The organism is Roseateles sp., from assembly GCF_047654785.1.
GTDB lineage: Bacteria > Pseudomonadota > Gammaproteobacteria > Burkholderiales > Burkholderiaceae_C > Pelomonas.
This window is the reverse complement of the sequence record NZ_JASGKQ010000001.1, coordinates 69,805-94,799: the sequence shown is the minus strand read 5'-3', so window position 1 is coordinate 94,799 and position 24,995 is coordinate 69,805. Positions and strand designations below refer to the sequence as shown.

The 24,995-nt window shown below is 73.4% G+C and carries 21 protein-coding genes; 8 read left to right on the top strand and 13 right to left on the bottom strand.

Features of this window, described 5'->3' with window-relative positions; translation table 11 throughout:
- Position 1: 1 nt before the first annotated feature.
- Positions 2-1,342 carry a 16S rRNA (cytosine(967)-C(5))-methyltransferase RsmB gene (rsmB, locus tag QM788_RS00460; protein ID WP_415659524.1) on the bottom strand — a complete coding sequence of 447 codons (1,341 nt, stop codon included), beginning with the start codon at positions 1,340-1,342 and terminating at the stop codon, positions 2-4.
- A gap of 42 nt (positions 1,343-1,384) precedes the next feature.
- Here rsmB and folE point away from each other — a divergent pair, with 42 nt between their 5' ends.
- Positions 1,385-2,086, top strand: a complete 702-nt coding sequence (gene folE / locus QM788_RS00455; RefSeq protein ID WP_415659523.1) for a GTP cyclohydrolase I — start codon at positions 1,385-1,387, stop codon at positions 2,084-2,086.
- Positions 2,087-2,093: 7 nt separating this feature from the next.
- Here the strand turns inward: folE and QM788_RS00450 are convergent, their stop codons facing one another.
- From QM788_RS00450 to QM788_RS00440, 3 genes are read right to left on the bottom strand one after another with little or no spacing between them, the layout of a single operon-like run.
- Positions 2,094-2,960, bottom strand: a complete 867-nt coding sequence (locus QM788_RS00450; protein ID WP_415659522.1) for a hypothetical protein — start codon at positions 2,958-2,960, stop codon at positions 2,094-2,096.
- Between the two features lie 10 nt (positions 2,961-2,970).
- Positions 2,971-3,840, bottom strand: a complete 870-nt coding sequence (locus QM788_RS00445) for an ABC transporter ATP-binding protein (RefSeq protein WP_415659521.1) — start codon at positions 3,838-3,840, stop codon at positions 2,971-2,973.
- Positions 3,837-4,091 carry a GntR family transcriptional regulator gene (locus QM788_RS00440; protein WP_415660290.1) on the bottom strand — a complete coding sequence of 85 codons (255 nt, stop codon included), beginning with the start codon at positions 4,089-4,091 and terminating at the stop codon, positions 3,837-3,839. The genes QM788_RS00445 and QM788_RS00440 overlap by 4 nt, the downstream gene beginning before the upstream one ends.
- Before the next feature lie 199 nt (positions 4,092-4,290).
- Here QM788_RS00440 and QM788_RS00435 point away from each other — a divergent pair, with 199 nt between their 5' ends.
- Complete coding sequence (locus QM788_RS00435) at positions 4,291-4,899, top strand: OmpA family protein (RefSeq protein WP_415659520.1); 609 nt, start codon at positions 4,291-4,293, stop codon at positions 4,897-4,899.
- A gap of 39 nt (positions 4,900-4,938) precedes the next feature.
- On the opposite strand, the gene QM788_RS00430 is transcribed toward QM788_RS00435, so the two are convergent.
- Complete coding sequence (locus QM788_RS00430; RefSeq protein WP_415659519.1) at positions 4,939-5,661, bottom strand: RES family NAD+ phosphorylase; 723 nt, start codon at positions 5,659-5,661, stop codon at positions 4,939-4,941.
- 1 nt (position 5,662) lies between these two features.
- Positions 5,663-6,037, bottom strand: a complete 375-nt coding sequence (locus QM788_RS00425) for an antitoxin Xre/MbcA/ParS toxin-binding domain-containing protein (protein WP_415659518.1) — start codon at positions 6,035-6,037, stop codon at positions 5,663-5,665.
- 200 nt (positions 6,038-6,237) lie between these two features.
- Between QM788_RS00425 and QM788_RS00420 the strand changes: the two genes are divergently transcribed.
- The gene (locus tag QM788_RS00420; protein ID WP_415659517.1) at positions 6,238-7,605 is read left to right on the top strand and encodes a cation:proton antiporter; all 1,368 of its coding nucleotides are present in this window, start codon (positions 6,238-6,240) and stop codon (positions 7,603-7,605) included.
- A 58-nt stretch (positions 7,606-7,663) separates the two neighbouring features.
- Here QM788_RS00420 and gap read toward each other — a convergent pair whose 3' ends face one another.
- On the bottom strand, positions 7,664-8,662 hold the full coding sequence (gene gap / locus QM788_RS00415; RefSeq protein WP_415659516.1) for a type I glyceraldehyde-3-phosphate dehydrogenase: 999 nt from the start codon (positions 8,660-8,662) through the stop codon (positions 7,664-7,666).
- 77 nt (positions 8,663-8,739) lie between these two features.
- Positions 8,740-10,725 carry a transketolase gene (gene tkt / locus QM788_RS00410; protein WP_415659515.1) on the bottom strand — a complete coding sequence of 662 codons (1,986 nt, stop codon included), beginning with the start codon at positions 10,723-10,725 and terminating at the stop codon, positions 8,740-8,742.
- A 141-nt stretch (positions 10,726-10,866) separates the two neighbouring features.
- On the opposite strand from tkt, the gene QM788_RS00405 reads away from it, so the two are divergent.
- On the top strand, positions 10,867-11,478 hold the full coding sequence (locus QM788_RS00405) for a hemerythrin domain-containing protein (protein WP_415659514.1): 612 nt from the start codon (positions 10,867-10,869) through the stop codon (positions 11,476-11,478).
- Positions 11,479-11,487: 9 nt separating this feature from the next.
- Here the strand turns inward: QM788_RS00405 and QM788_RS00400 are convergent, their stop codons facing one another.
- The 3 genes from QM788_RS00400 to QM788_RS00390 form a co-directional block, all read right to left on the bottom strand.
- Positions 11,488-14,607, bottom strand: coding sequence for a two-component regulator propeller domain-containing protein (locus tag QM788_RS00400; protein WP_415659513.1), 3,120 nt, complete (start codon positions 14,605-14,607; stop codon positions 11,488-11,490).
- A 34-nt stretch (positions 14,608-14,641) separates the two neighbouring features.
- Positions 14,642-17,767: a diguanylate cyclase gene (locus QM788_RS00395; RefSeq protein WP_415659512.1), complete on the bottom strand. Its 3,126-nt coding sequence runs from the start codon at positions 17,765-17,767 to the stop codon at positions 14,642-14,644.
- A gap of 62 nt (positions 17,768-17,829) precedes the next feature.
- Positions 17,830-18,810, bottom strand: a complete 981-nt coding sequence (locus tag QM788_RS00390; protein WP_415659511.1) for a potassium channel beta subunit family protein — start codon at positions 18,808-18,810, stop codon at positions 17,830-17,832.
- Between the two features lie 74 nt (positions 18,811-18,884).
- On the opposite strand from QM788_RS00390, the gene QM788_RS00385 reads away from it, so the two are divergent.
- The 4 genes from QM788_RS00385 (at position 18,885) to QM788_RS00370 (ending at position 22,717) form a co-directional block, all read left to right on the top strand.
- Positions 18,885-20,066 carry an FAD-dependent monooxygenase gene (locus QM788_RS00385; protein ID WP_415659510.1) on the top strand — a complete coding sequence of 394 codons (1,182 nt, stop codon included), beginning with the start codon at positions 18,885-18,887 and terminating at the stop codon, positions 20,064-20,066.
- A 33-nt stretch (positions 20,067-20,099) separates the two neighbouring features.
- The gene (locus tag QM788_RS00380; RefSeq protein ID WP_415660289.1) at positions 20,100-21,359 is read left to right on the top strand and encodes a glutamate-5-semialdehyde dehydrogenase; all 1,260 of its coding nucleotides are present in this window, start codon (positions 20,100-20,102) and stop codon (positions 21,357-21,359) included.
- 102 nt (positions 21,360-21,461) lie between these two features.
- Positions 21,462-22,175, top strand: coding sequence for a 7-cyano-7-deazaguanine synthase QueC (queC, locus tag QM788_RS00375; protein WP_415659509.1), 714 nt, complete (start codon positions 21,462-21,464; stop codon positions 22,173-22,175).
- Complete coding sequence (locus QM788_RS00370; protein ID WP_415659508.1) at positions 22,172-22,717, top strand: LemA family protein; 546 nt, start codon at positions 22,172-22,174, stop codon at positions 22,715-22,717. Before queC ends, QM788_RS00370 begins: the two co-directional genes overlap by 4 nt.
- 6 nt (positions 22,718-22,723) lie before the next feature.
- On the opposite strand, the gene QM788_RS00365 is transcribed toward QM788_RS00370, so the two are convergent.
- Both QM788_RS00365 and corA read right to left on the bottom strand, forming a co-directional pair.
- Positions 22,724-23,593 (bottom strand): ferritin-like domain-containing protein, encoded by an 870-nt coding sequence (locus QM788_RS00365; protein WP_415659507.1) that lies wholly within the window; start codon positions 23,591-23,593, stop codon positions 22,724-22,726.
- 136 nt (positions 23,594-23,729) lie between these two features.
- Positions 23,730-24,719: a magnesium/cobalt transporter CorA gene (corA, locus tag QM788_RS00360; RefSeq protein ID WP_415659506.1), complete on the bottom strand. Its 990-nt coding sequence runs from the start codon at positions 24,717-24,719 to the stop codon at positions 23,730-23,732.
- Positions 24,720-24,995 lie beyond the last annotated feature (276 nt).

Genomic DNA, 24,995 nt, shown 5'->3' with positions numbered 1-24,995 from the left:
ATCAGGGGCGGGTCAGCAGGGCGTAGAAGAAGCCGTCCAGGGACGGCCGGTCCGGGCTGGCATTGTCGGCCAGGGGCAGCAGGTGCCCGGTGATCCCGGGCAGGGTGTGGGCCTTCGCCTCGGGATGGCGTTGCAAAAATGCGTCTAGCCGGGCCTGGCCTTCGGCGCGGAAGACGGAGCAGGTGGCGTACACCAGCCGGCCGCCCGGCGCGAGCAGCGGCCACAGCGCCTCCAGCAGCTCGGCCTGGACGCGGGCCAGCGCGTCGATGTCCTCGGGCCGGCGCAGCCAGCGCACGTCCGGGTGGCGGCGCACGATGCCGGAGGCGCTGCAGGGTGCGTCGAGCAGGATGGCGTCGAAGGGCCGGCCGTCCCACCAGGCGGCGGTCTGGCGCGCGTCGGCGGCCTGCAGCACGGCCTGCTGGCCGAGGCGGTCCAGCGTCTCCCGCACGCGGGCCAGGCGCTGCGCGTCGGCGTCCAGCGCGGTGAGCTGCAGGTCGGGCTGCAGCTCCAGCAGGTGGGCCGTCTTGCCGCCGGGCGCGGCGCAGGCGTCGAGCACGCGGGCGCCGGGCCGCAGGCCGGGGCCGAGCAGCAGCGGCGCGGCCAGCTGCGCGGCGGCGTCCTGCACGGACACCTGCCCCTGCGCGAACCCGGGCAGCGCCGCCACCGGCGCCGGCCGGTCCAGCACCACGGCCTGCGGCGCGGCCGGGCCGAACGCGCGCGCGCCCAGGCCCAGCGCGGCCAGGCGCTCGACGTAGCCGGCCGCCGTGCCGTGCCGCGCGTTGACGCGCAGCGTCATCGGCGGCGGGCGGTTGTTGGCGGCGAGCAGGGCCTGCCAGTGCTCGGGCCAGTCGGCACGCAGCGCCTCGATCCACCAGGCCGGGTGGTTGAAGGCGCCCTGCGGGCTGTGGCGGGCGGCGGCCACGCGTGCGGCGCGCTCGCGCACGAAGCGGCGCAGCACGGCGTTGACGAAGGCGGCGCTGGCGGGCGCGCGCGCCTTGGCGGCGCGGACGGCCTGGTCGACCAGCGTGTGGTCGGCGTACATCGGCGCCGAGCCGGGTTCCGGCTCGGGCCACAGCAGCGCGAGCGCGACCAGCAGCAGCGCGTCGACGCGCGGCGGCGGCGCCTTGGGCGCGAGCTGCCGGCGCACGGCCTCTGCGCCGCCCAGGCGGCGCAGCGCCGTGAAGGCCAGCGCCTGCGTGCCGGGGCGCAGGTCGGCGGGCACGCGGGCCAGCAGGTCGGTGAGGGAGCGGCCCTCGCGCACGCCCTGCACCGCGTCGGCCGCCTGGGCCAGCAGCCGGTGCAGCGGTGCGCCGGGGCCGGCGGGTTGGGGGCTTGGGGACATGGCTTCAGTGTAGAAGTCCGCATTGCCCGGACAATCCACCCCATGAACGCCCCCGCCCAAGACGCCCCCGTTTCCGAGCGCATCCGCTACCGCCTCGTGTCGGCCGGCTGCCGCCACCACGCCAACGACAACATCGCCGCCTTCGTCGAACCCGGCGAGCTGGACGCGCTGCAGGCCGAGGTGCAGGCCCGGATGCAGGAGGTGCTGAGGAGCCTGGTGATCGACACCGACAGCGACCACAACACCCAGGAGACGGCCAAGCGCGTGGCCAAGATGTTCGTGCGCGAGGTGTTCGCCGGCCGCTACGTGCCGGCGCCCGCGGTCACCGAGTTCCCCAACGTCGGCCGGCTCAACGAGCTGATGATCGTCGGCCCCGTCACCGTGCGCAGCGCTTGCTCGCACCACCTGTGCCCCATCCTCGGCCGGCTGTGGATCGGCATCATGCCCAACGAGCACTCCAACCTGATCGGCCTGTCCAAGTACGCGCGGCTGGCCGAGTGGGTGATGAACCGCCCGCAGATCCAGGAGGAGGCCGTCATCATGCTGGCCAACGAGCTGGAGGCCCGCGTGAAGCCCGACGGGCTGGCCGTCGTCATGGAGGCCGACCACTTCTGCATGCACTGGCGCGGCGTGAAGGACAGCCAGTCGGCGATGACCAACAGCGTCATGCGCGGCGCCTTCCTGACCGACGCCAACCTGCGCCGCGAGTTCCTGGCGCTGATGCCGAAGAAGTCGCCGGGCTGACGCGCCGTCAGCCGCCGCGCGCCCGCCTGGCCACCACCAGCGCGAAGCCCGCGGCCGCCACGGCCAGCCAGCCGGCGAACGCCAGCGAGGCCAGGCCGGCGAGTGCGCCGCCCAGGTCGTGCAGCAGCCACTGCCACAGGCTGGCGCCGGTCTTCAGCGCCTCGGCCAGGGCCGGGGCGTCATGCACCAGCGTGCGGTTGATGTGCTCGCCCAGCCCCTGCAGCGCCTGGCGCGGCCCGCTGATGCCGTAGGCGGTGTCCAGCACCGCCACCGCGACGCCGCCGCCCACCAGCACCAGCGGCACGCCCAGCCGCTTGAGCCAGGCGGACGCGGCCATCAGCGTGAGGATGGCGGGCAGCAGCCACAGCAGCATCAGCAGCGTGCCCACCAGGCCGCGCAGCAGCAGCGGCACCGCCGCAGCGGCGACCTGGCCCCACGGCACCGACGCCGCCATGCCGGCGCCGCCCTGGGCGGCCAGCACGCCGAGGGCGATGGGCAGGCCGAGCAGCGCGCCCGCCACGGCGCCGCCCAGCGGCGCCAGCCAGGCGTGCGCCAGCACCGTGGCCGCCACGCTCTCGCTCGGCCGCCCCGGCAGCGACAGCCAGAACTCGATGGAGCGGTCCTGCACGTCGCGCCGCGCCAGGCCGGGCAGCTGGAACAGCGCCACCAGCAGGCAGATGCCATAGCCCGAGACGGCGGCGACCAGCAGCGTGGCCAGCGCGAGCAGCTCGGGGTGCTCCTGCGGCAGGCCCGAGACCCGGCCGAACGGCAGCAGCGCCAGGAACAGCAGCGGCGGCGCGAACGCGGCGATCAGCCAGCCGCGCTTGTGCTGCATCCATTCGCGCAGCAGCAGGGTGGGGAGGTGGGTGTGCATGGCAGTTCCTTCAGGCTTGCTTCTGGTTCAGGGCCGGGTTGCGGGTCAGCGCCATGAAGAGGTCCACCAGGCTGGGCCGCACGCGCTGGCCCAGGCTCGCCACGTGCTCGGGCGGCGCGCCGTCGAACAGCGCCGTGGTGCGGCCCTGCTCGCGGTAGCGCAGCAGCGGGTGGGCGGCGGCCATCGCGTCGGCGGCGGCCGGGTCGTGGCTGAGCGCGACGAAGCGGCGGTCGATGTCCTCCAGGCTGATCGCCAGCGCGACGCGCCCCTCGTCCAGCATGACCACGTCGGACAGCAGCGTCTCCACCTCCTCGACCTGGTGCGTGGAGATCAGCACGCTGCGCTCGCCGTCGCACCACTCGTCGATCAGCATCTCGTAGAAGCCCTTGCGCGACGCCACGTCCAGGCCCAGCGTCGGCTCGTCCAGGATCATCAGCCTGGCGTCGATGGCGGCGACCAGCGCCAGGTGGGTCTGCGCCACCATGCCCTTGGACAGGCGCTTGACCTTGTCGCCCTCGCCGACGCTGGTGCGCCGCAGCAGCGCCCGTGCCCGCTCGGCCGAGAATTTCGGCTGCAGCCGGGCCGTCAGCGTGATCAGCTCGCGCACCGTCGCCCAGCGCGGCAGCACGGCCACGTCGGGGATGTAGCTCAGCTGCGCCAGCAGCTGCTGGCGGTCGCGGGCCGGCGCCAGGCCCAGCACGGACACCTCGCCCTGCACCGGCAGCAGGCCCACCAGCGCCTTCATCGGCGAGGTCTTGCCGGCGCCGTTGTGGCCCAGCAGGCCCACCACGCGGCCCGGCGGCACGGTGACGGACACGTCGCGCAGGGCGGTCTTGCTGCCGTAGCGCAGCGTGGCGTTCTTCACGTCGATGAGGTTCATGTCGACTCCCAGTTCAGGTCCTTGGCCGTCAGCCCCAGCCGCTTGAGCCGGGCGCGCAGCACCGGCCAGTCGCGCCGCAGGAAGCGCTCGCGCTCCTGCTGCAGCAGGCGCTGGCGCGCGCCCGCCATGACGAACATGCCCAGCCCGCGACGGCTCTCGATGAGGCCGTGGTCGCTGAGCGCCTGCAGCGCCCGCGTGACGGTCAGCGGGTTGATGAGGTACTGGCTGGCGAGCGCGCGCACCGAGGGCAGGGCCTCGCCTTCCGGGGGATGAGTTGACGGTGGGCCACGGCGCCGCCACCGCTGCCGGCTGCCGGGCCGCCGGATCGGCGCGCAACGGTAAGACTTTGTGCCGCCTGGTTAACGGCGCCGTGATTGCTCACAGCTCGGTACGTTTGCCGCGGAGGGTCTGCCTAGAGTCGCGCCTCCTTCTTCCTCAACGAGTCCACCGATGTCCAGACTTTCAACCCTGATCGTCGCCAGCAGCGCCGTGTTGCTGAGCGCTTGTGCCACCCAGGATTTCGTCCGGGAGACCGTCGCCCCGGTGCAGACCAGCGTCGACGGCCTCGGCGCCCGCGTGCAGGCGCATGACGACGGCCTCAAGGCCCTGGACGGCCGGCTGCAAGGCAGCGAGGCGCGCATCCTGGCCCTGCAGCAGGAGGCTGCGGCACGCGCGGAGGCCGCCAAGAAGCTGCCCGCGCCCAGCCTGCTGATGACCGTGCTGCTGAGCGACGACAAGATCAAGTTCAGCTCGGGCCGCGCCCAGCTCACCGAGCAGGCCGGCCAGGAGCTCGATCAGCTCGCCGCCAAGCTCAAGGCCGACAACCAGCCGGTGTTCATCGAAATCCAGGGCCACACCGACGCCACCGGCAGCGACGCGCTGAACCAGCAACTGGGCCTGAAGCGCGCCGAGGCCGTGCGCCTGCACCTGGCCCGCGCCGGCATCCCGCTGGCGCGCATGGCCACGATCAGCTACGGCCCCTCCGCGCCGCTGGCCGACAACAGCACCCGCGAGGGCCGCAGCACGAACCGGCGGGTCCAGTTGATCGTGATGCGCTGAGCCGGCAGTGTTGACGCGGGCCGGCCGCCGCCGCGCCCGCTAGAAATCCCAGCTGTGCCGCGTGCCGCCGGCCAGCGGGTTCAGGATCACCCGGGAGCGCGTGGCGTGGCACACCCACTCCTGCAGGTCGAACGGGTGCCCGCCGGCCAGCGCCCGGGGAGCCAGCACGGCGGCGCAGTGCGTGCCGGGGTGGCGCACCGACTCGTAGCGGATCCACTCGACGCCGTGGGCGCGGGCGTCTGCGGCCACGGCCTGGGTGGCGCGGTAGTCGGCGCCGTGGGTCCAGGCGGCATGCCCGGCGCTCCAGGGGGCGGCGGTCAGGTCCAGCGCGCGTCCGTCGATCCGGGCCTGGAACAGCGTATGCCGGGTGAGCAGCCCGTTGCCGTCCCGGGCCAGGCCGGCGGAATCCAGGATGAAGCGGTGCCGCCAGTAGGCCAGCTCCGCGCAGACCGTCGCCACCGATGCCGCGCCGTACCAGACCCCGGCCTCGCCCGGCCGCCGGAAGCGCGAGGGATACGGGGAGGTGTAGCGGAACGGGGTGAAACACAGGTAGTGCAGGCCTTCGCAGCCGTCGGGCAGCGGCGGCTTGGAGGCCTCCAGCATCGCCTCCAGCGTGTCATGCTCCGCTCCCGAGTCGACCAGCCGCCAGGTGGCGACCTGCGACTGGCTCTCCACGCCGCGCCAGGCCGTCATCCCGTCCCGCGCGCAGTCCAGGAACCAGGCCGGGCGCCAAGCGAACGGCTCCTGTGCGGCGGACGCCATGTCAGATCGGCGCGCGCATGCCGTCCAGGTAGGCCAGCAGCCGGGCAAGCCCTTCCGGCGTGACGACGAGCGCGGCGGGCACGCCGCCGAGCGCGGTGTTGTGGCTGCCCATCCAGGCGCGGCGCTTGGCGTCGTCGCCGCCGACCAGGGCGTCCAGCGAACGGAACACGCGGATCAGCATCAGGCTGAGCTGGCCTTCCTTGGAGTCCGGGGCGATCCCGCGCTCGCCGCGCAGGATGCGCGACACGGTGGGCTCGCTGAAGCCCACCGTCCGCGCCAGGGTGCGGCCGTTGAGGCCCAGGCATTCGGCCGCCCGCTGCAGGGCCTTGCCGAGCACCATCGTGCGCTCCACCTCGATGACCGGACTGGCCTGCATGCCCGCTCCAGAATTTCTATGGAAATTATTTTGCCATGAAGTGAAATGTTTCAATGGCACCGGCGGACTGGAAACCTTCTCCCCCGACAGCCGCCGTCCATTGGGTACACCCCGATGGACGGCCGGCACCGTGCTGGCACAGTGCGTCACCCGCGCTGGCAGCGCTTTCAGCGGTGCGCCTGCGGCTCCCCGGAAACCCCATGAACCTCGACGACTTCAACGCCTGGGCCGTGCTGGCCGACGTGTTCGCCAAGCACGGCCCGGCCGTGCCCGCCGCGGCGCAGACCTATTCGCCCACGGACTTCAGCGTCCGCTTCTTCCTGCAGCTCGCGGTGATCCTGCTGGCCTGCCGCGTGGTGGGCTGGGCGGGGCGCCGCTTCCTGGGGCAGCCGCAGGTGGTGGGCGAGATGATCGCGGGCGTGCTGCTGGGCCCGTCGCTGCTGGGCCTGCTGGCGCCGGACGTGCAGGCCGCCATCTTCCCGAAGGAGATGAAGAACGTGCTGTACTGCGGCGCGCAGCTGGGCGTCGGGCTGTACATGTTCCTCGTCGGCACCACGCTGCGGCTGGACCACTTCGCCACCAAGGCGCGCAGCGCCATCGGCGTGTCGCTCGCGGGCATCACGGCGCCGTTCCTGATCGCCTTCCTGATCACGCCGGCGCTGGTGGGCGTGCCCGGGCTGTTCGCCGAGGGCATCTCGCCGGCCAACGCGACGCTGTTCATGGGCGCCTGCATCGCGCTGACGGCCTTCCCCATGCTGGCGCGCATCATCAACGAGCGCGGCCTGGCCGACACTTCGCTGGGCACGCTGTCGCTGACGGCCGGCGCCTTCGACGACGCGGTGTCCTGGTGCGTGCTGGCGCTGGTGCTGGCGGCCTTCGGCGCCGGCCCGGGCGTGGCGGTGCTGGCGATCGGCGGCGGCGTGCTCTACGCGGCGTTCATCATGCTGTTCGGCCGCCGGCTGCTGGCGCCGCTGGGCCGCATCGTCGAGCGCGAGGGCCACATGAGCACCACGGTGCTGGGCGTGACGATGGCGCTGTTCTGCCTGTCGGCCTTCGTGATGGACGCGGTGGGCATCCACGCCATCTTCGGCGGCTTCATCCTCGGCGCCGTCATGCCGCGCGGGCTGTTCGCCGCCGAGCTGAAGAAAAAGGTCGAGCCGCTGGCCGTCGTGCTGCTGCTGCCGATGTTCTTCACCTACTCGGGGCTGAACACGCGGCTGGACATGATCAACTCCGCCGGCCTGCTGCTGATCGCGCTGGGCATCCTGGCGGCCTCGGTGCTGGCCAAGTTCGGCGCCTGCTACCTGGCCGCGCGCGTGGCCGGCGAGGACAACCGCACCGCCTTGGGCATCGGCGCGCTGATGAACTCGCGCGGCCTGATGGAGCTCATCATCATCAACATCGGCCTGCAGAAGGGCATCATCGGCCCGGCGCTGTTCTCCATGCTGGTGCTGATGGCCGTGGTGACGACGATGATGGCCACGCCGCTGTTCGAGTTCGTCTACGGCAGGCAGGCGCGCGAATCCGGCGAACTCGGCGCCGCTCCCCACCCCGCCGCCAGCGCATGAAAAACGGGGTGCCGATGGCACCCCGTCCTGTCCTCAAGCTGCGGGCCGAGGGCTCACATCACCCGGCGACGACGCGCACCATCTCCAGGCACTTGTTCGAGTAGCCCCACTCGTTGTCGTACCAGGACACCAGCTTGACGAAGGTGCCGTCCAGCGCGATGCCTGCGTCGGCGTCGAAGATGGAGGTGCGCGGGTCGCCGCGGAAGTCGGTGGCCACCACCTTGTCCTCCGTGTAGCCCAGCACGCCCTTCAGCGCGCCTTCGCTCTGGGCCTTGAACTCGGCGCAGATCTCGTCATACGTCGCGTCCTTCAGCAGTTCGACGGTCAGGTCCACCACCGACACGTCGCTGGTCGGCACGCGGAAGCTCATGCCGGTGAGCTTCTTGTTCAGCTCGGGGATGACCTTGCCGACGGCCTTGGCCGCGCCGGTGCTGCTGGGGATGATGTTCTCCAGGATGCCGCGGCCGCCGCGCCAGTCCTTGTTGCTCGGGCCGTCCACGGTCTTCTGCGTCGCGGTGGCGGCGTGCACGGTGGTCATCAGGCCGCGCTTGATGCCCCACTTGTCGTTCAGCACCTTGGCCAGCGGCGCCAGGCAGTTGGTGGTGCAGGAGGCGTTGGAGATGATGGCCTCGCCCGCGTACTTGGCGTGGTTGACGCCGAACACGAACATCGGCGTCTCGTCCTTGGACGGGGCCGAGAAGATCACCTTCTTCGCGCCCGCGGCCAGGTGCTTCTCGCCACCGGCCTTGTCCAGGAAGATGCCCGTGGCCTCGATGACGATGTCGGCGCCGGCCTCGGCCCACTTCAGCTCGGACGGGTCCTTCACCGCGGTCAGGCGGATCTTCTTGCCGTTGACGACCAGCGTGTTGCCGTCCACCGCGACCTCGCCGTCGAACTTGCCGTGCACGCTGTCGTACTTGAGCATGTAGGCCAGGTAGTCGGGCTCCAGCAGGTCGTTGATCGCGACGACCTCGATGTCCTTGAAGTTGGCGATGGCGGCGCGGAACACCATGCGCCCGATGCGGCCGAAGCCGTTGATACCGATCTTGATGGTCATGGGAAAGTCTCCAGAGAAAAGAAATCTTTCGTCGTCAGGCGGCGGCGATTCTCAGCGAAGCGCCCCGCCCCGCGGATTCATTTGCGTTTCAGCACGGCCTTGACGGTCGCCGCCACGTTCTCCGGCGTGAAGCCGAAGTGCTTGAACAGCACGCCGGCCGGGGCCGATTCGCCAAACGTGTCGATGCCGACGACGGCGTCCACGCCGTACTTCCACCAGAAGTCGCTGACGCCCATCTCGACGGCGACGCGCGGCAGGCCCTTGGGCAGCACCTGCTTCTTGTAGGCCTTGTCCTGGCGGTCGAAGACGTTGGTGCTGGGCATCGAGACGACGCGCACCTTGACGCCCTCGTCGGCCAGCAGCTGCTGCGCGGCGATGGCGAGCTGCACCTCGGAGCCGGTGGCGATGATGACCGCCTTGGCCTTGCCCTTGGCGGGCTCGGCCAGCACGTAGGCGCCGCGGGCGATTTCATCGACGTTGGCCTTGGGCGTGTAGGCCAGGTTCTGGCGCGACAGCGCCAGCAGGCTGGGGCGCTGCGCGTTGCCGAGCGCCATGGTCCAGGCGACCACCGTCTCGGTCGTGTCGGCCGGGCGCCAGACGTCCAGGCCGGGGATCAGGCGCAGGCTGGCGACGTGCTCGACGGACTGGTGCGTCGGGCCGTCCTCGCCGAGGCCGATGGAGTCGTGCGTCATCACGTGGATGACGCGCTGCTTCATCAGCGCGGCCATGCGGATGGCGTTGCGGCTGTAGTCGCTGAAGGTCAGGAAGGTGCCGCCGTAGGGGATGAAGCCGCCGTGCAGCGCGATGCCGTTCATCACCGCGGCCATGCCGAACTCGCGCACGCCGTAGTTGATGTGGCGGCCGTCGTTGGGCTTGCCGTCGGCGGCGAAGCGCAGGTTGGGCGTCGAGCTGGTGTTGGTCAGGTTGGAGCCGGTCAGGTCGGCGCTGCCGCCCAGCAGCTCGGGCAGCTTGGCCGTGAAGGCTTCGAGCGCCAGCTGGCTGGCCTTGCGGCTGGCGACGGTCTGCGCCTCGGCATGGGCCTTGACGACGGCGTCCACGGCGACCTGCGCGAAGTCGGCGGGCAGCACGCCGGCCATGCGGCGCTGGAACTCGGCGGCCAGTTCGGGGTGGGCTTCGGCGTAGGCGTCGAAGCGCGCGTCCCACTGTGCTTCGGCCTGCGCGCCGGCGGCCTTGGCGTCCCAGGCGGCGTAGACCTCGGCCGGGATCACGAAGGGCTCGCTGCTCCAGCCCAGCGCCTCGCGGGTCAGCTTGATTTCCTCGGCGCCCAGCGGCTCGCCGTGCGCCTTGGCGGTGTTGGCGCGGTTGGGCGAGCCCTGGCCGATGCGGGTCCGGGCGATGACGAGCGTGGGCTTGTCCTGGCTCTTCTTGGCCCGGGCGATGGCGGCGTCCACGGCGTCCACGTCATGGCCGTCCACCGGGCCGACGACGTTCCAGCCGTAGGCGGCGAAGCGCTTGGCCGTGTCGTCGCCGAACCAGGGCGCGACCTGGCCGTCGATGGAGATGCCGTTGTCGTCGTAGACCGCGATCAGCTTGTTCAGCTTCCAGGCGGCGGCCAGCGACGCGGCCTCGTGGCTGATGCCCTCCATCAGGCAGCCGTCGCCGAGGAAGACATAGGTGTGGTGGTCGACGATGGCGTGGCCGTCGCGGTTGAAGTCGCGCGCCAGCAGCTTCTCGGCCAGCGCCAGGCCCACCGCGTTGGTGATGCCCTGGCCCAGCGGGCCGGTGGTCGTCTCGACGCCCGGGGTGATGCCCACCTCGGGGTGGCCCGGCGTCTTGCTGTGCAGCTGGCGGAAGGCCTTCAGCTCCGCGACGGGCAGGTCGTAGCCCGTCAGGTGCAGCAGCGCGTAGATCAGCATCGAGCCGTGGCCGTTGGACAGCACGAAGCGGTCGCGGTCGGCCCAGTGCGGGTTGGCGGGGTTGTGCCTCAGGTGGCGCGCCCACAGCGCCACGCCGATCTCGGCCATGCCCATGGGCGCGCCCGGGTGGCCGGAGTTGGCCGCCTGCACCGCGTCCATCGCAAGAGCGCGGATCGCGTTGGCCATGAGAGTGGGGGAGGCGGTCGTTGCAGTCATGCCGGGGCTTTCCTTGGGCGGTGGGCGAAGCGCGGGATTTTACGGGGGTGCCCGCGCCCGGCTTGATCCAACGCAAGGCGGGACCCGCGCCCACGCGCCACGCTTGCGCCCATGCCTGCCACCCCCATGCCCCTGGCCGTGCGCGTGATCCGCGCCGAGCACGACGCCCTCGCCGCCATGCTGCGCACGCTGCCGCTGCTGCTCGACGCCCAGCGCCGCGCCCACGTGCCGCCCGACTTCGCCGCGCTGCGGGCCATGCTGTTCTACGTGGACGAGTTCCCCGAGCGCCTGCACCACCAGAAGGAAAGCGACCTGCTGTTCCCGCGGCTGCGCGCGCTGGCGCCGGACATGCGCGCGACGCTGGACGACCTGGACGCCGACCACGCCCAGGGCGAGCGCGCCATCCGCGAGCTGCAGCACAGCCTGCTGGCCTGGGAGCAGATGGGCGAGGCGCGGCGCGAGAAGTTCGAGCAGCAGCTGCGCGTGTACTCGGCGCGCTACCTGAACCACATGAAGCGCGAGGAGACCGAGGTGCTGCCGCGCGCCGCGCAGCTGTTCAGCGCCGACGACTGGGCGGCGCTGGACGAGGCCTTCGGCAGCCACCAGGACCCGCTCGCGCCGCGCGCCGGCCAGCCGGTGGACGCGGCCTACGCGGCGCTGCGCCAGCGCATCCTGGCCGCGCTGCCCGCGCCGCTGGGCTGGGGGCCGGCGCTGCCCGGCTGACCTGCCCCGCTACCGCGCCGAACGCAGCACCTGCAGCCGCCCGTCGGCCGCCCAGCGCTCCAGCGGGCGGCGCACGTCGCGCAGCAGCTCCGCCTCGCCGCCGGCCTGCGCGCTCACCAGGCCCACCCAGGCGTCGCGGCCGGCCTCCTTGGCCTCGTACAGCGCGGCGTCGGCCAGGTCGATCGCGGTGCGCCAGTCCAGCGCGCGCGGCAGCGCCGGGCACAGCGGGTAGGCGCAGAAGCCCACCGAGCAGGTCTGCGCCAGCCGCGTGCCGTCCTCCAGCACGAAGGGCCGCGCCGAGACGGCCGCGCGGGCGCTCTCGGCCAGCTCCGCCGCGCGCGCCCGCGGCGTGCCGCGCGACACGACCAGGAACTCCTCGCCGCCCCAGCGCACCAGGTGGTCGGACGCGCCGAACACCGCCTCCAGCCGGCCGCGCATCTGCGCCAGCACCGCGTCGCCGGCCATGTGGCCGTGGGCGTCGTTGATGCGCTTGAAGTGGTCGATGTCGATCAGGAAGAACAGCAGGTCCTGCCCGCTGCCGGCAGCCCCGGGCGACGGCTCGTGGCGGCGCTGCGCCAGCGCCGCGTCGGCCGGCATCCGGCGGTCCAGGAAGCGGCGGTTGCGCAGCCCGGTCAGCGGGTCGGTGAGGCTGGCCTCCTCCAGCTCGGCGGACTTGGCCGTCAGCGCCGCCTTGGCCGCCTCCAGCGCCTCGGTGCGCTCGCGCACGCGCGCCTCCAGCACGCGGCGATGGCGCAGCAGCAGCCGCGTGCGCATCGCGACGATGCCGGCCACGCCCAGGCAGGCCGCCACGACGGCCAGCGCCAGCGCCCAGCGGGTCTGCCACCAGGCGGCGCGCACGTCCACGGTGAGCTGCAGCTCGTGCGGCGTCCAGGCGCCGTCGCGGTTGCTGCCCTGCACCTGCAGCCGGTACTGGCCGGGCGCGAGGTTGGTATAGGTGGCCGAGCGGCTCAGCGTGCCGTCCACCCAGCCGGGGTCCAGCCCGGCGAGCCGGTAGCGGTAGCGGTTGCGGCCGGGCTGGCTGTAGTCCAGCGACGCGAACGCCAGGCTGAACGCGCGTTCGCCGGGCGCCAGCGTCACGGTGCCGTGATCCGGCGGCAGCGGCCGCGCCTGGCCGTCCACGCGCAGCTCCACGGCCACCAGCGGCGGCTGGTAGGTCCAGGGCGCGAAGCGCTCGGGCTCGATGACCAGCAGCCCGTGCGCGCCGCCGAACAGCAGGCGGCCGTCGTCCAGCTGCGCATAGGCGCGGAACCAGCCGGTGCCCAGGTCGGCGCCGTCGGCCGCGCCCAGCTCGCGGCGCTCGCCGCTGCGCGGGTCGAACACATTGCGCTGCGACCAGATGCGCCCCCGCCGGTCGAACAGCAGGTTGGCGCCGAACGAGCCGCCCTCGCCGGACGCGGCCACCGCCTCGAAGCGCGCCCGCCGGCCGTCGCTGTGCACCAGCCGGTGCAGCCCGGTGCCGGTGTCCACCCAGAGCCGGCCGCCCGGGTCCACGGCCATGCCGAGCACGGTCTGGCCGGTCAAGCCGGTGGCCTCCACCCACTCGGCCACCGGCTCCGCAGCTCCGGGCCGGGCGATGCGGAACAGGCCCGCCGCGCCGCCGGCCCACAGGCTGCCGTCCGGCAGGCTGGCGAAGGCGTTCACCTCGCCGGTGCCACCCACCAGGCCGGCGGTCGCGACCGGACGCATCGCCGGGTGCGCCGGCGTCCAGCGCATCACGCCGTCCAGCGTGGCGATCCACAGCGCGCCGTCGTCGGCGGCGTGGAAGCGCCGCGGCACCGCATTGCCGCTGCGCAGCGTCTCCCGCCAGCGGCCCTGCGCGTCGAAGCGCAGCAGCTGCGTGTCCACGGCCACCCAGACGGAGCCGTCGCGGCTCTGCCCCAGCGCGTTGACGCGGCCGGGCGGCAGGCCGCCGGGGCCTGGCCGGATGCGGCCGACCGGGCGCAGCTGGCGGTCGCGCCGCTCGATGCCGCCGGACAGCGTGCCCAGCCAGACCTCGCCGCTGCGCAGCTGCAGGATGCTGCGCACGTCCAGCCCGGCGTCGCCACCGGCGACGGCGTCGCGCACCATCGACAGCCCCGGCAGCGGCGGCACGTGGCGCATCAGGCCGCCGCCGTAGCTGCCGGCCCACAGCGTGCCGGAGGCGTCGCGCAGCAGCGCGCGCACGTCGCTGCGCGGCGCGGTGCCGGCGCCCGCGCCGTTGGCGGGCAGGCGCTCGATCAGCGCGCCGTCGGCCGCGCGGCGGCGCGACAGGCCCGACGCGTCGCCGAACCAGAGCTCGTCGCCGTCCGGCTGCGCCATCGCCATGACGGGCGACGTGCCCGAGCTGGCGCCCGCGTGCGCGCCGGGGCTGAACGGCAGCCGCGCGCCGCCGGGCGACAGCGCGCGCAACTGGCCCTGCGCGGTGCCGGCGATGACGCGGCCGTCCAGCGTCTCGGCCAGCAGCGTGACGAGCTGGTCCGACAGGCCCACGTCCAGCGTCTCGATCGGGCCGTCGGCCGGCTTGCGCGCCAGGCCGCGCCAGGTGCCGATCCACAGCGTGCCCTGGCGGTCCACCAGCAGCGACTGCACGCGCGGGTCGGGCAGGCCGTCGTCGCGGCCGCGGTGGTGGGTGAAGCGCTGGGTCCGCACGTCGAAGCGGTCCAGCCCGCCGCTGCCGCCCAGCCACAGCGTGCCGTCCCGCGCCAGCGCGAGCGTGCGCACGGTGTTGGCGGCGGGGGCGGCGTCGTCGGCCGAGGCGCCGTCACGCGCCCAGCGGGCCCAGCGGCCGCTGGCCAGGTCCAGCCGCACCAGGCCGCTGTTGCCGGCGGCCACCCACATCCAGCCGCGCGGGTCGGGCAGCATGGCGCGCACGAACTGCTCGGGCAGCAGCCGGCCATCCGGCACCGCCAGCCGGTAGCGGCGGAAGGCGTAGCCGTCGAAGCGCAGCAGGCCCTCCGGCGAGCCGGCCCACAGCAGGCCGCGGGCGTCGATGGCCAGCGCGGACACCACGTTGTCCCGCACCGCGCCGGGCTCGCCGACGGGCTCGAAGCGCGGCACCACCGCCCGCGCGGCGCCGCACAGCGCCACGGCGGCCAGCAGCGCTGCGCCCCACCTCGTCAGGGATGTCATCCGGGAATTCTGCCTGCCGGTGGGGGCCCGCCGCTCAGGCGGGGCCGCGCCGCGCAGGGCCGCTCACCATCTGCAGCCGGCCGCTGGCGGCCCAGTCGTCCAGCGCCAGCCGCGTGTCCTCGCGCAGCCCGGCCTCATCGGCGGCGCGGGCGGCGAGCAGGCCGACCCAGGCATCGCGGCCGCGCCGCTTGGCCTCGTAGAGCGCCGCGTCGGCCAGGTCCACGGCGGCACGCCAGTCCAGCGCGTGCGGCAGCTCCGCGCACAGCGGGAAGGCGATGAAGCCGACCGAGCAGCTCAGCGCCAGCCGCGTGCCGTCGTCCAGCTCGAAGGGCTGGGCCGCGATGGCCTGGCGGGCGCGCTCGGCCAGCTCGGCGGCGCACGGGCGCGGCGTCTCGCGGGCGACGACGAGGAACTCCTCGCCGCCCCAGCGCACCAGGTGGTCGGACGCCCGGAACACCTGCGCCAGCCGGCCGCGCATCTGCATCAGCACCGCGTCGCCGGCCATGTGGCCGTGCTCGTCGTTGACGCGCTTGAAGTGGTCCACGTCGATCAGGAAGAACAGCAGCCCGCTGTCGCCCTCCGGGCGGCTCGCGGCGAGGGCGGTGTCGCCGGGCATCTGCCGCTCCAGGAAGCGGCGGTTGCGCAGGCCGGTCAGCGGGTCGGTGAGGCTGGCGTCCTCCAGCTCGGCGGACTTGGCGTTCAGCGCCGCCGTGGCCTCGGCCACGCGCGCCTCCAGCAGGCGCTGGCGCTGCAGCAGCAGCCGCGTGCGCAGCCGCACGCCGGCCAGCAGCAGGCCGGCCGCGGCCAGCGCCGCCAGCGCCTGCAGCCAGCGCGTCTGCCACCACGCGGCCGGCACCTGCACCTCCAGCCGCAGCTCGCGCGGGCTCCAGTCGCCCTGGCGGTTGCTGCCCTGCACGCGCATGACGTAGCGGCCGGGGTCGAGGTTGGTGTAGGCGGCGCGGCGGCCGGTGGCGGCGGCGTCCTGCCAGTCGGCGTCCAGGCCTTCGAGGCGGTAGCGGTAGCGCAGCGCGGTGGGGAGGCTGAAGTCCAGCGCCGCGAAGCCGATGCTGAAGTTGCGCTCGCCGGGCGGCAGCACCAGCGGCTGGCCGTCGGCCGGCACCGGCCAGGCGGTGTTGGCGATGCGCAGCTCGGTGGCGACGACCGGGGGCTGGTAGGTCCAGGGCGCGACGCGCTCGGGCTGCAGCACCAGCAGGCCGCGCGCGCCGCCGAACAGGAAGCGCCCATCCGCCAGCCGCGTGTAGGCGCGGAACCAGCCGGTGCCGATGTCGGCGCCGTCGGCGGCGCTGAGCTCCAGGCGCTGGCCGGTGCGCGGATCGAAGTAGCCGCGCTGCGTCCAGACGCGGCCCTGCGCGTCGGTCAGCAGATTGGCGCCGAACACGCCGACGACGTCCTCGCCGTTGGCGGCCGGGAAGCCCTCGAAGCGCAGGCCGCCGGCCCCCGCCGCCGAGGCCAGCCGGTGCAGGCCGGCGCTGGTGTCCACCCACAGGCGGCCGTCGCCGTCCAGGCCCAGGCCGACCACGGTGCGGCCGACCAGGCCGGCGGCGGCCAGCGCCTCGGCCACGGGCTGGGCGGCGTCGGGGCTGGCGACGCGCATCAGCCCGGCGGCGCCGCCGGCCCACAGGCTGCCGTCGGGCAGCGGCTGCAGCGCGTTGATCTCGCCGCGGCTGCGCGGGCCGCCCGCGAGCGCCACCGGCTGCGGCGCGCCGGCCCCGGGCGCGAGCCGCCACAGGCCGTCGCTGGTGCCGATCCACAGCGTGCCGCCGGGCGTGGCGTGCAGGCAGCGGGTGCTGGCGCGGCCGAGGTCCAGCGTCTGCTGCCAGCGGCCATGGGTGTCGAAGCGCATCAGCTCGGTCTCGGCGGCCAGCCAGACGCCCGCGCGCGTCTGCGCCATCGCGGCGATGCGGCCCAGCGGGTCGCGCCGGCCGGCGGCGCTCAGGATTTCGCCGACCGGCCGCAGCGCCGCGTCCAGCACCATGACGCCCGCGGCCTGCGTGCCCAGCCAGATGCGGCCGTCGGCCAGTTGCAGCACGCTGCGCACGTCCAGGTCGCCGAAGCGGCGCCAGCGCTCGCCGTCGTTCTGCACGACCGTCAGGCCGGGCAGCGGCGGCACGTGGCGCATCAGGCCGGAGCCGTAGCTGCCGGCCCAGACCAGGCCGGCCGGGTCGCGCAGCAGCGCGCGCACCTCGCTGCGCGGCAGCGGCGCGGGGCTGCTGCCCTCGGGCGGCAGGCGTTCGATGAGGGCGCCGTCGCTGGCGCGGCGGCGCTCGATGCCCTTGCGGCCGCCCAGCCAGAGTTCGTCGTCGCCGGCCTGCACCATGGACAGCACCGGCCAGGTGCCCGGGCTGGCGCCGGCATGCGCGGCGAAGGGCAGCGCGCGGCCGTCCTCGGCGGCCAGCATGCGCAGCTCGCCCTGGCCGGTGCCGACGAGCACGCGGCCGTCGCGCGTCTCGGCCAGCAGCGTGACCTGCGCACGCCCGAGGTCCGGCGCGACGGGCTCGATGCGGTCGCTGCCGGCGCGCTTGCGGGCCAGGCCCTGCCAGGTGCCGATCCACAGCGTGCCGCGGCGGTCGCGCAGCAGCGCGGCGATGCGGTCGTCCGGCAGGCCGGAGGCGGTGCCGCGCAGGTGGGTGAAGCCGCGGCGCCGCGCGTCCAGCCGCGACAGGCCGCCCTGCGTGCCCAGCCAGAGGCTGCCGTCGGGCTCCAGCGCGAGCGCCCGCACGGCGTTGGAGGCCGGCGCGCGCTCGTCGACGGGCGCACCCTCGGCGCGGGCCCAGCGCGTCCAGTGGCCGGAGGCGGTGTCCAGCCAGGCCAGGCCGCTGTTGCCGGCGGCCACCCACAGGCCGCCGCGCGGGTCGGCGACCAGGCTGCGCACGAACTGGTCGACGGCGGCGTTCGGGTCGGGGTCGCGCAACGGGTAGCGGCGGAAGCGGTAGCCGTCGAAGCGCCGCAGGCCGTCCGGCATGCCCACCCACAGGAAGCCGTGCGCGTCCAGCGCCAGCGCGGAGACGGCGCGGTCGCGCAGCGAGTCCGCCTCGCCCACCGGCTCGAAGCGCGGCGTGGCGGTCTGGGCCTGCGCCGCCGCGGCCAGGCCCACGGCGATCAGCAGGGCCGCGCAGCCTCTGGCGATGGTCTCCCTCATGCGCGGCATTCTCAACCCGCCCGGGCACGCCGCCGGCCGGGGCTTGCCCTCACAAACCCGCGTCAGTCCGCCAGCGGCAGCGTGATCGCGTCGATGCGCGCCACGACCTCCGGCGTCAGCTTGGGCGTGACGGCCAGCGCGCCGAGGTTGTCCTGCAGCTGCGCGACGCGGCTGGCGCCCAGGATGACGGTGGACACCCGCGGGTTGCGGTTGACCCAGGCGATGGCCAGCTGCGCCGTGCTGCAGCCCAGCTCGGCGGCGATGTCGGCCAGCTGGCCGACGGCGTCGTTCCTGGCCTTGTGCTGCAGCTGCTCGCGCAGCCAGGCCATGTCCTCCAGCGCGCCGCGGCTGCCGGCGGGGATGCCGGCGCGGTACTTGCCGGTCAGCAGGCCGGAGGCCAGCGGGCTCCAGGTGGTCAGGCCCAGGCCGATCTCCTCGTACAGCCGGGCGTATTCCTGCTCGACCTTGCGGCGGTGGAACAGATGGTACTGCGGCTGCTCGACGACCGGCTTGTGCAGGTGGTGGCGCTCGGCGATCTCCCAGGCGGCGCGGATGTCGGCGGCGCTCCACTCGCTGGTGCCCCAGTACAGCGCCTTGCCCTGGCGGATGATGTCGCTCATCGCCCAGACGGTTTCCTCGATCGGCGTGTGCGGGTCGGCGCGGTGACAGTAGATCAGGTCCAGGTGCTCCAGCTGCATGCGCTTGAGCGACCCGTCCACGGCCTGCATCAGGTATTTGCGGTTCAGCGTGTTCTTGCGGTTGGTGGTGACGCCGTCGCGCTGCAGGCCCCAGAAGAACTTGCTGGAGACCACGTAGTCCAGCCGGTTCCAGCCCAGCGCCTTGAAGGCCTGGCCCATGACGACCTCGCTCTCGCCGTTGGCGTAGCCCTCGGCGTTGTCGAAGAAGTTGATGCCGGCGTCGAACGCGGCGGCCAGCATCTCGGTGGCGGCCCGGGTGTCGACCTGGGTGTGGTAGGTGACCCAGGAGCCGAGCGAGAGTTCGGAGACCTGGAGGCCGGCGCGGCCGAGGCGGCGGTATTGCATGGGGGCTGTCCTGCGGAAGTCGGAAAAGGCGGCAGCTTAAAGCGCGCGGCGCGCAGGCGGGTATCGTCTCGGCCATGAACCTCGCCGTCATCGGTGCCGGGCCTGCGGGCCTGGCGCTCGCCCTGCTGGCCGCCGAGCGCCTGCCGCGGGCCCACATCCACCTGTTCGACACCCGCCCGCTGGACCGCGACGTCGGCGCCGACGCGCGCACGCTGGCGCTCAACCTCGGCAGCGTGCACCTGCTGCAGCGCCTGCAGGCCTGGCGGCCGGAGGCGGCGCAGGCCATCCGGGCCGTGCACGTCAGCCAGGCGCCGCCCGCGCCGGTGGCCGGCGAGGTGTGGATGCGCGCGGCCGACCTGGGCGTGCCGCAGCTCGGCGCCGTGCTGCCCTACGGCGCGCTGGTGGCGCCGATGCAGCGGCGCTGGCTGGACGTGGCCGCGCGCGCGCCGCAGCGGCTGTTCACGCGCTTCGGCACCGCCGTCCACGCGCTGCGCGCCCAGCCCGGCGGCGTGGAGCTGGACAGCGGCGACGCCCACCTGGCCGAACGCTTCGACCTGGCCGTCGTCGCCGAGGGCGGGGTGTTCGCCGAGCAGGCGCGCAAGGCCATCGCCCACGACTACCGCCAGCACGCCTGGGTCGGCAGCGTGCGGCTGGCCGCGCCGGGCCTGCAGGGCACGGCCATCGAGCGCTTCACGCGCAACGGCCCGCTGGCGCTGCTGCCGCTGCCGGACGACGCCGACGGCCCGCGCGCCGCGCTGGTGTGGTGCCTGCCGGACGCCGAGGACGACATCGGCGCGCTGAGCGACGCGCAGCGCCTGGTCGTCATCCAGCAGCAACTGCCCGCCGTGGCCGGGCGGCTGACCGGCATCTCGGCGCTGAAGCGCTTCCCGCTCGGCCTGAACGCCGAGACGCGGCTGCTGCAGGGCCGCACGCTGCGCATCGGCAACGCGGCGCAGACGCTGCACCCGGTGGCCGGCCAGGGCCTGAACCTCGGCCTGCGCGACGCGCAGGCGCTGGTGGACGCGCTGCGCGACGCGGCCGAGACGGGGCGGGACCTGGACGCCGCGCTGGCCCGCATCGACCGCCAGCGCGCGCCCGACCGCTGGCCCATGATCGCCGCCACCGACTTCCTCGCCCGCAGCTTCGCCTGGCGGCTGCCGGGCCTGCCGGCCGCGCGTGGCCTCGCGCTCGCGGGGCTGGAGCTGGCCGGGCCGCTGAAGGCCGCGCTCGCCCGCCGCATGATGTTCGGTGGCTGAAGGGCGAAGGCTCGGCGCATGGGGGCGGGGACAATCGCCGCCATGAGCCTGCCCGCCTACATGGATGACCTCGGCCGCGCCGCCCGCGCCGCCGCCACGCAGATGGCAGCCGCCTCCACGGCCGCCAAGAACGCCGCGCTGCTGGCGCTGGCCCGCCGGCTGCGCGACGCCGGCCCGGCGCTCGCCGACGCCAACGCCCGCGACCTGGCCGGCGCCACCGCGCTGAGCGGCCCGCTGCGCGACCGCCTCAAGCTCGACGCGCAGACGCTGGCGACCGTCGCCGAAGGCTGCGAGCAGATCGCCGCGATGCCCGACCCGGTCGGCGAGATCACCGGCGTGAAGCGGCGCCCGAGCGGCATCAGCGTCGGCCAGATGCGCGTGCCGCTGGGCGTGTTCGGCATGGTCTACGAGAGCCGGCCCAACGTGACCATCGAGGCCGCCTCGCTGGCCATCAAGAGCGGCAACGCCTGCATCCTGCGCGGCGGCTCCGAGGCGCTGCACTCCAACCTCGCGCTCGCCGCGCTGGTGGCCGCGGCGCTGGAGGACGCCGGCCTGCCGCGCGCGGCCGTGCAGCTCGTCAACACGACGGACCGCGCCGCCGTCGGCCTGCTGATCGCGTCGCCGCAGTGGGTGGACGTCATCATCCCGCGCGGCGGCAAGGGACTGATCGAGCGCATCGCGGCCGAGGCCCGCGTGCCCGTCATCAAGCACCTGGACGGCAACTGCCACAGCTACGTGGACGAGTTCGTCGACCTCGACCTCGCCGTGCGCGTCGTGGACAACGCCAAGACGCAGAAATACAGCCCCTGCAACGCGACCGAATCGCTGCTCGTGCATGCGGCCCAGGCGCGCGCCTTCCTGCCGCGCATCGCCGAGGTGTTCGCGGCCAAGGGCGTCGAGATGCGCGGCTGCGGCCGCAGCTGCGCGCTGCTCCCGCAGGCCGTGCCGGCGAGCGAGGAAGACTGGGGCACCGAATACCTCGCCCCGGTCATCAGCATCAAGGTCGTGGCCTCGCTGGACGAGGCGATCGCGCACATCAACCGCCACGGCTCGCACCACACCGACGCGATCCTGACCACGCACCACGCCAACGCGATGCGCTTCCTGCGCGAGGTGGACTCGGCCAGCGTGATGGTCAACGCGAGCACCCGCTTCGCCGACGGCTTCGAGTACGGCCTGGGCGCCGAGATCGGCATTTCCACCGACAAGTTCCACGCCCGCGGCCCGGTGGGGCTGGAGGGGCTGACGTCGATGAAGTGGGTGGTGCTGGGGCAGGGCGAGGTGCGGGGCTGAGCCTCGTCGCCAGCGGCGAGCACCGCTGGCATCCCCCCCCCACGGCGCGGACCTGGCTCGTCAGCCGCGGCCCCGGCACGGTGGCCCGTTAGCATCCCGCCCATGACCGACTCCCGCAAAGCGCTGGTTCTCTTCTCCGGCGGCCAGGACTCCACCACCTGCCTGGCCTGGGCGCTGGACCGTTTCGCCGAGGTGGAGACGCTGGCCTTCGACTACGGCCAGCGCCACCGCGTCGAGCTGGACTGCCGCACCACGGTGCGCGCCGAGATCGTGCGCCAGTTCCCGCACTGGGCCGGCCGCCTGGGTGCCGACCACCTGCTGGACCTGGCCGTGCTCGGCCAGATCAGCGACACGGCCCTCACCAGCGAGCGCGCCATCGAGCTGCAGGCCAACGGCCTGCCCAACACCTTCGTGCCCGGGCGCAACCTGCTGTTCCTGACCTTCGCCGCGACGCTGGCCTACCGGCGCGGCGCCAGCGTGCTGGTGGGCGGCATGTGCGAGACGGACTTCTCCGGCTACCCGGACTGCCGCGACAACACGATGAAGGCGCTGCAGGTGGCGCTCAGCCTGGGCCTGGACGCGCCGATGACGCTGGAGACGCCGCTGATGTTCATCGACAAGGCCGCCACCTGGCGGCTGGCCGCGCAGCTGGGCGGGGAGGCGCTGGTGCGGCTCATCGTCGAGCACACCCACACCTGCTACCTCGGCGAGCGCGGCGCGCCGCAGCCGTGGGGGCATGGCTGCGGCCACTGCCCGGCCTGCGCGCTGCGGGCCAGGGGCTTCGCCGCCTACCGGGCGGGAGCGGGTGCGGCATGACGCCCTGGGGCATGCTGGGCCTCGCCGGGGCGGCGCTGCTGTTCTTCTGGGGCGTGGGCGCCTACAACCGGCTGATGGCGCTGCGCAACGCCATCGGCGAGGCCTTCGCGCAGTTCGACGTCCACCTGAGGGCGCGCAGCGAGGTCTGCGACAAGCTGCTGGCGCTGATCGCGCCCCGCCTGCCCAGCGAGCAGGCCACGTTCGACGCGCTGGCCAGCGCGCAGGCCGAGTCGCAGACGGCGGCGCAGGCCTCCCGGGCCAAGCCCTGGTCGCCGGACCCGGTGGGCGGCCTGGCCGTGGCCGGCGCGCTGCACGCCGCGGCGCTGACCCGGCTGCTGTCGCTGCTGGACCACCAGGCCGAACTGCGCAGCGAGCCGGCGGTGGACGAGCTGGTCAGCGAGCTGAAACTGGTCGAGCGCCAGCGGGCGTTCTCGCGCCAGGTCTTCAACCAGGCCGTCGCGCAGTACAACGAGGCGCTGCACCAGTTCCCGACGCGGGTGCTGGCGAACCTGTACGGCTTCGGCGAGGCGCGCTCGCTCTGAGCGAGGTCAGGCCGGCTTGGCCGCCGCCAGGCCGTCGGCCGGCTGCACGATGCGGGCGGCCATTTCCTTGCGGAAGCGGTTGAGCTCCTGCACGGTGGCGAAGCTGCGGTCCATCAGCAGGCTCATGTTGTGCAGGATGCGCTCGACGACCTTGTTCTCCCACACGGCGTCGAACTGGATCTGCGTGTCCAGCCAGCGCTCCAGCCACTCGGGGTCGGGCAGGCGGCTCTGGATGGTGTCGCGCGGGAACAGCTTGGCGTTGACGTGCAGGTTGGTCGGGTGCAGCGCCTGGGCGGTGCGGCGGGCGCTGGCCATCAGCACGCCCACCTTGGCGAACGCAGCGCGGGCCTCGTCGCCGAACTTGGCCATGGCGCGCTTCATGTAGCGCAGGTAGGCGCCGCCGTGGCGGGCCTCGTCGCGCGACAGCGTCTCGTAGATGGCCTTGATGACCGGCTCCGTGTGCCACTCGGCGGCGCGGCGGTACCAGTGGTTCAGCCGGATCTCGCCGCAGAAGTGCAGCATCAGCGTCTCCAGCGCCGGCGCGGGGTCGAAGTCGAAGCGCACCTCGTGCAGCTCGGCCTCGGTGGGCACGAGGTCGGGGCGGAAGCGCCGCAGGTATTCCATCAGCACCAGGCTGTGCTTCTGCTCCTCGAAGAACCACACGCTCATGAACGCCGAGAAATCGCTGTCCTCGCGGTTGTCGCGCAGGAACATCTCGGTGGCCGGCAGCGCCGACCACTCGGTGATCGCGTTCATCTTGATGGTCTGGGCCTGCTCGTCGCTCAGCTTCGCGGCGTCGAACTTGTCCCAAGGGATGTCGCGGTCCATGTTCCAGCGCACGGCCTCGAGTTGCTTGAACAGTTCGGGGTAAAGCATGTCGGATCCTCGTTTAGGGGCGGCATTCTAAAAGTCATGGTCGGGCCCTTGCCACCCTCCCCCGGCGGCGCCCCCGCGAATGCAGCCCCCGGGCCGCCGCCGTCATCGACCCGTCAGCGGAATCTGGCCGGCCGCGCTATTTCAGCCAGCCCTTGCGGCGGAAGAAGATGAACGGCGCCGCCACCGACAGCAGCATCAGCGCCAGCGCGAACGGGTAGCCCCAGGGCTGCTCCAACTCCGGCATGTGCCTGAAGTTCATGCCGTAGATGGACGCGATCAGCGTCGGCGGCAGCAGCGCCACGCTGGCCACCGAGAAGATCTTGATGATCTTGTTCTGGTTGATGTTGATGAAGCCGACCGTGGCGTCCATCAGGAAGTTGATCTTGTCGAACAGGAAGGCGGTGTGCGAGTCCAGCGAGTCGATGTCGCGCAGGATCTGGCGCGACTCCTCGAACTGCTCGGCGTTGAGCATCCGGCTGCGCATCATGAAGCTGAGCGCGCGGCGCGTGTCCATCACGTTGCGGCGGATGCGGCCGTTCAAGTCCTCCTCGCGCGCGATCGCCGCCAGCACCTCGCCGGCCTCGGCGTCGGTGACGTTGCTCTTCAGCACCCGGGCGCTGACCGCCTCCAGCTTGTCGTAGATGCCCTCCAGCACGTCGGCCGAGTACTCGGCGTCGGCGTCGTAGAGCTTGAGCAGCACGTCCTTGGCGTCCTCGATCAGCGCCGGGATGCGGCGCGCCCGCAGCCGCAGCAGGCGGAACACCGGCAGGTCCTCGCCGTGGATCGAGAACAGCACGTTGTCGAACAGGATGAAGGCCACGCGCACATTGCGCGCCGGCCGGCCGTCGGGCGCGTCGTCGCCTTCGATGAGGAAGTCGGAGCGGATGTGCAGCTCGCCGTTGTCCTCCTCGTAGAAGCGCGCCGACTCCTCCAGGTCCTCGTCGATGATGTCCTCGGGGATGGTCAGCCCGAAGCGGTCGCGGATCCAGCCCTTCTCCTCGGCGCTCGGGCGCTCCAGGTCCACCCACACCGGGCGCGACTGCGCCAGGTCCTCGGCGGTCTCGATTTCTTCCTGGAACAGCCCGCCCTTCAGGCGGCCGTTGTCCAGCGTGAACACATTCAGCATGCATCGTCTCCAGCGGCGCTGGCGCAGGACGACGGCGGGGCGCCGTCCGGGGTGGCGGGGCGGGTCGACCGTCTCACTCCGGGCGGGCGCGGCCAGGATGGGCGCGGGCGGCGGGCGTGGACGGTCACCGAGGGTGATCGCTGTCCAAGAAGGGCTCCATGCGGGGGATAGCCAAGGATTATTGCACCGGCAACCGGCGTGAAAGAAGCCACAAAAACGTGACCATCCCGACCACAAACCGTCACCACCGTCCCCTTGTCAGGCCGCGCCTTCGCG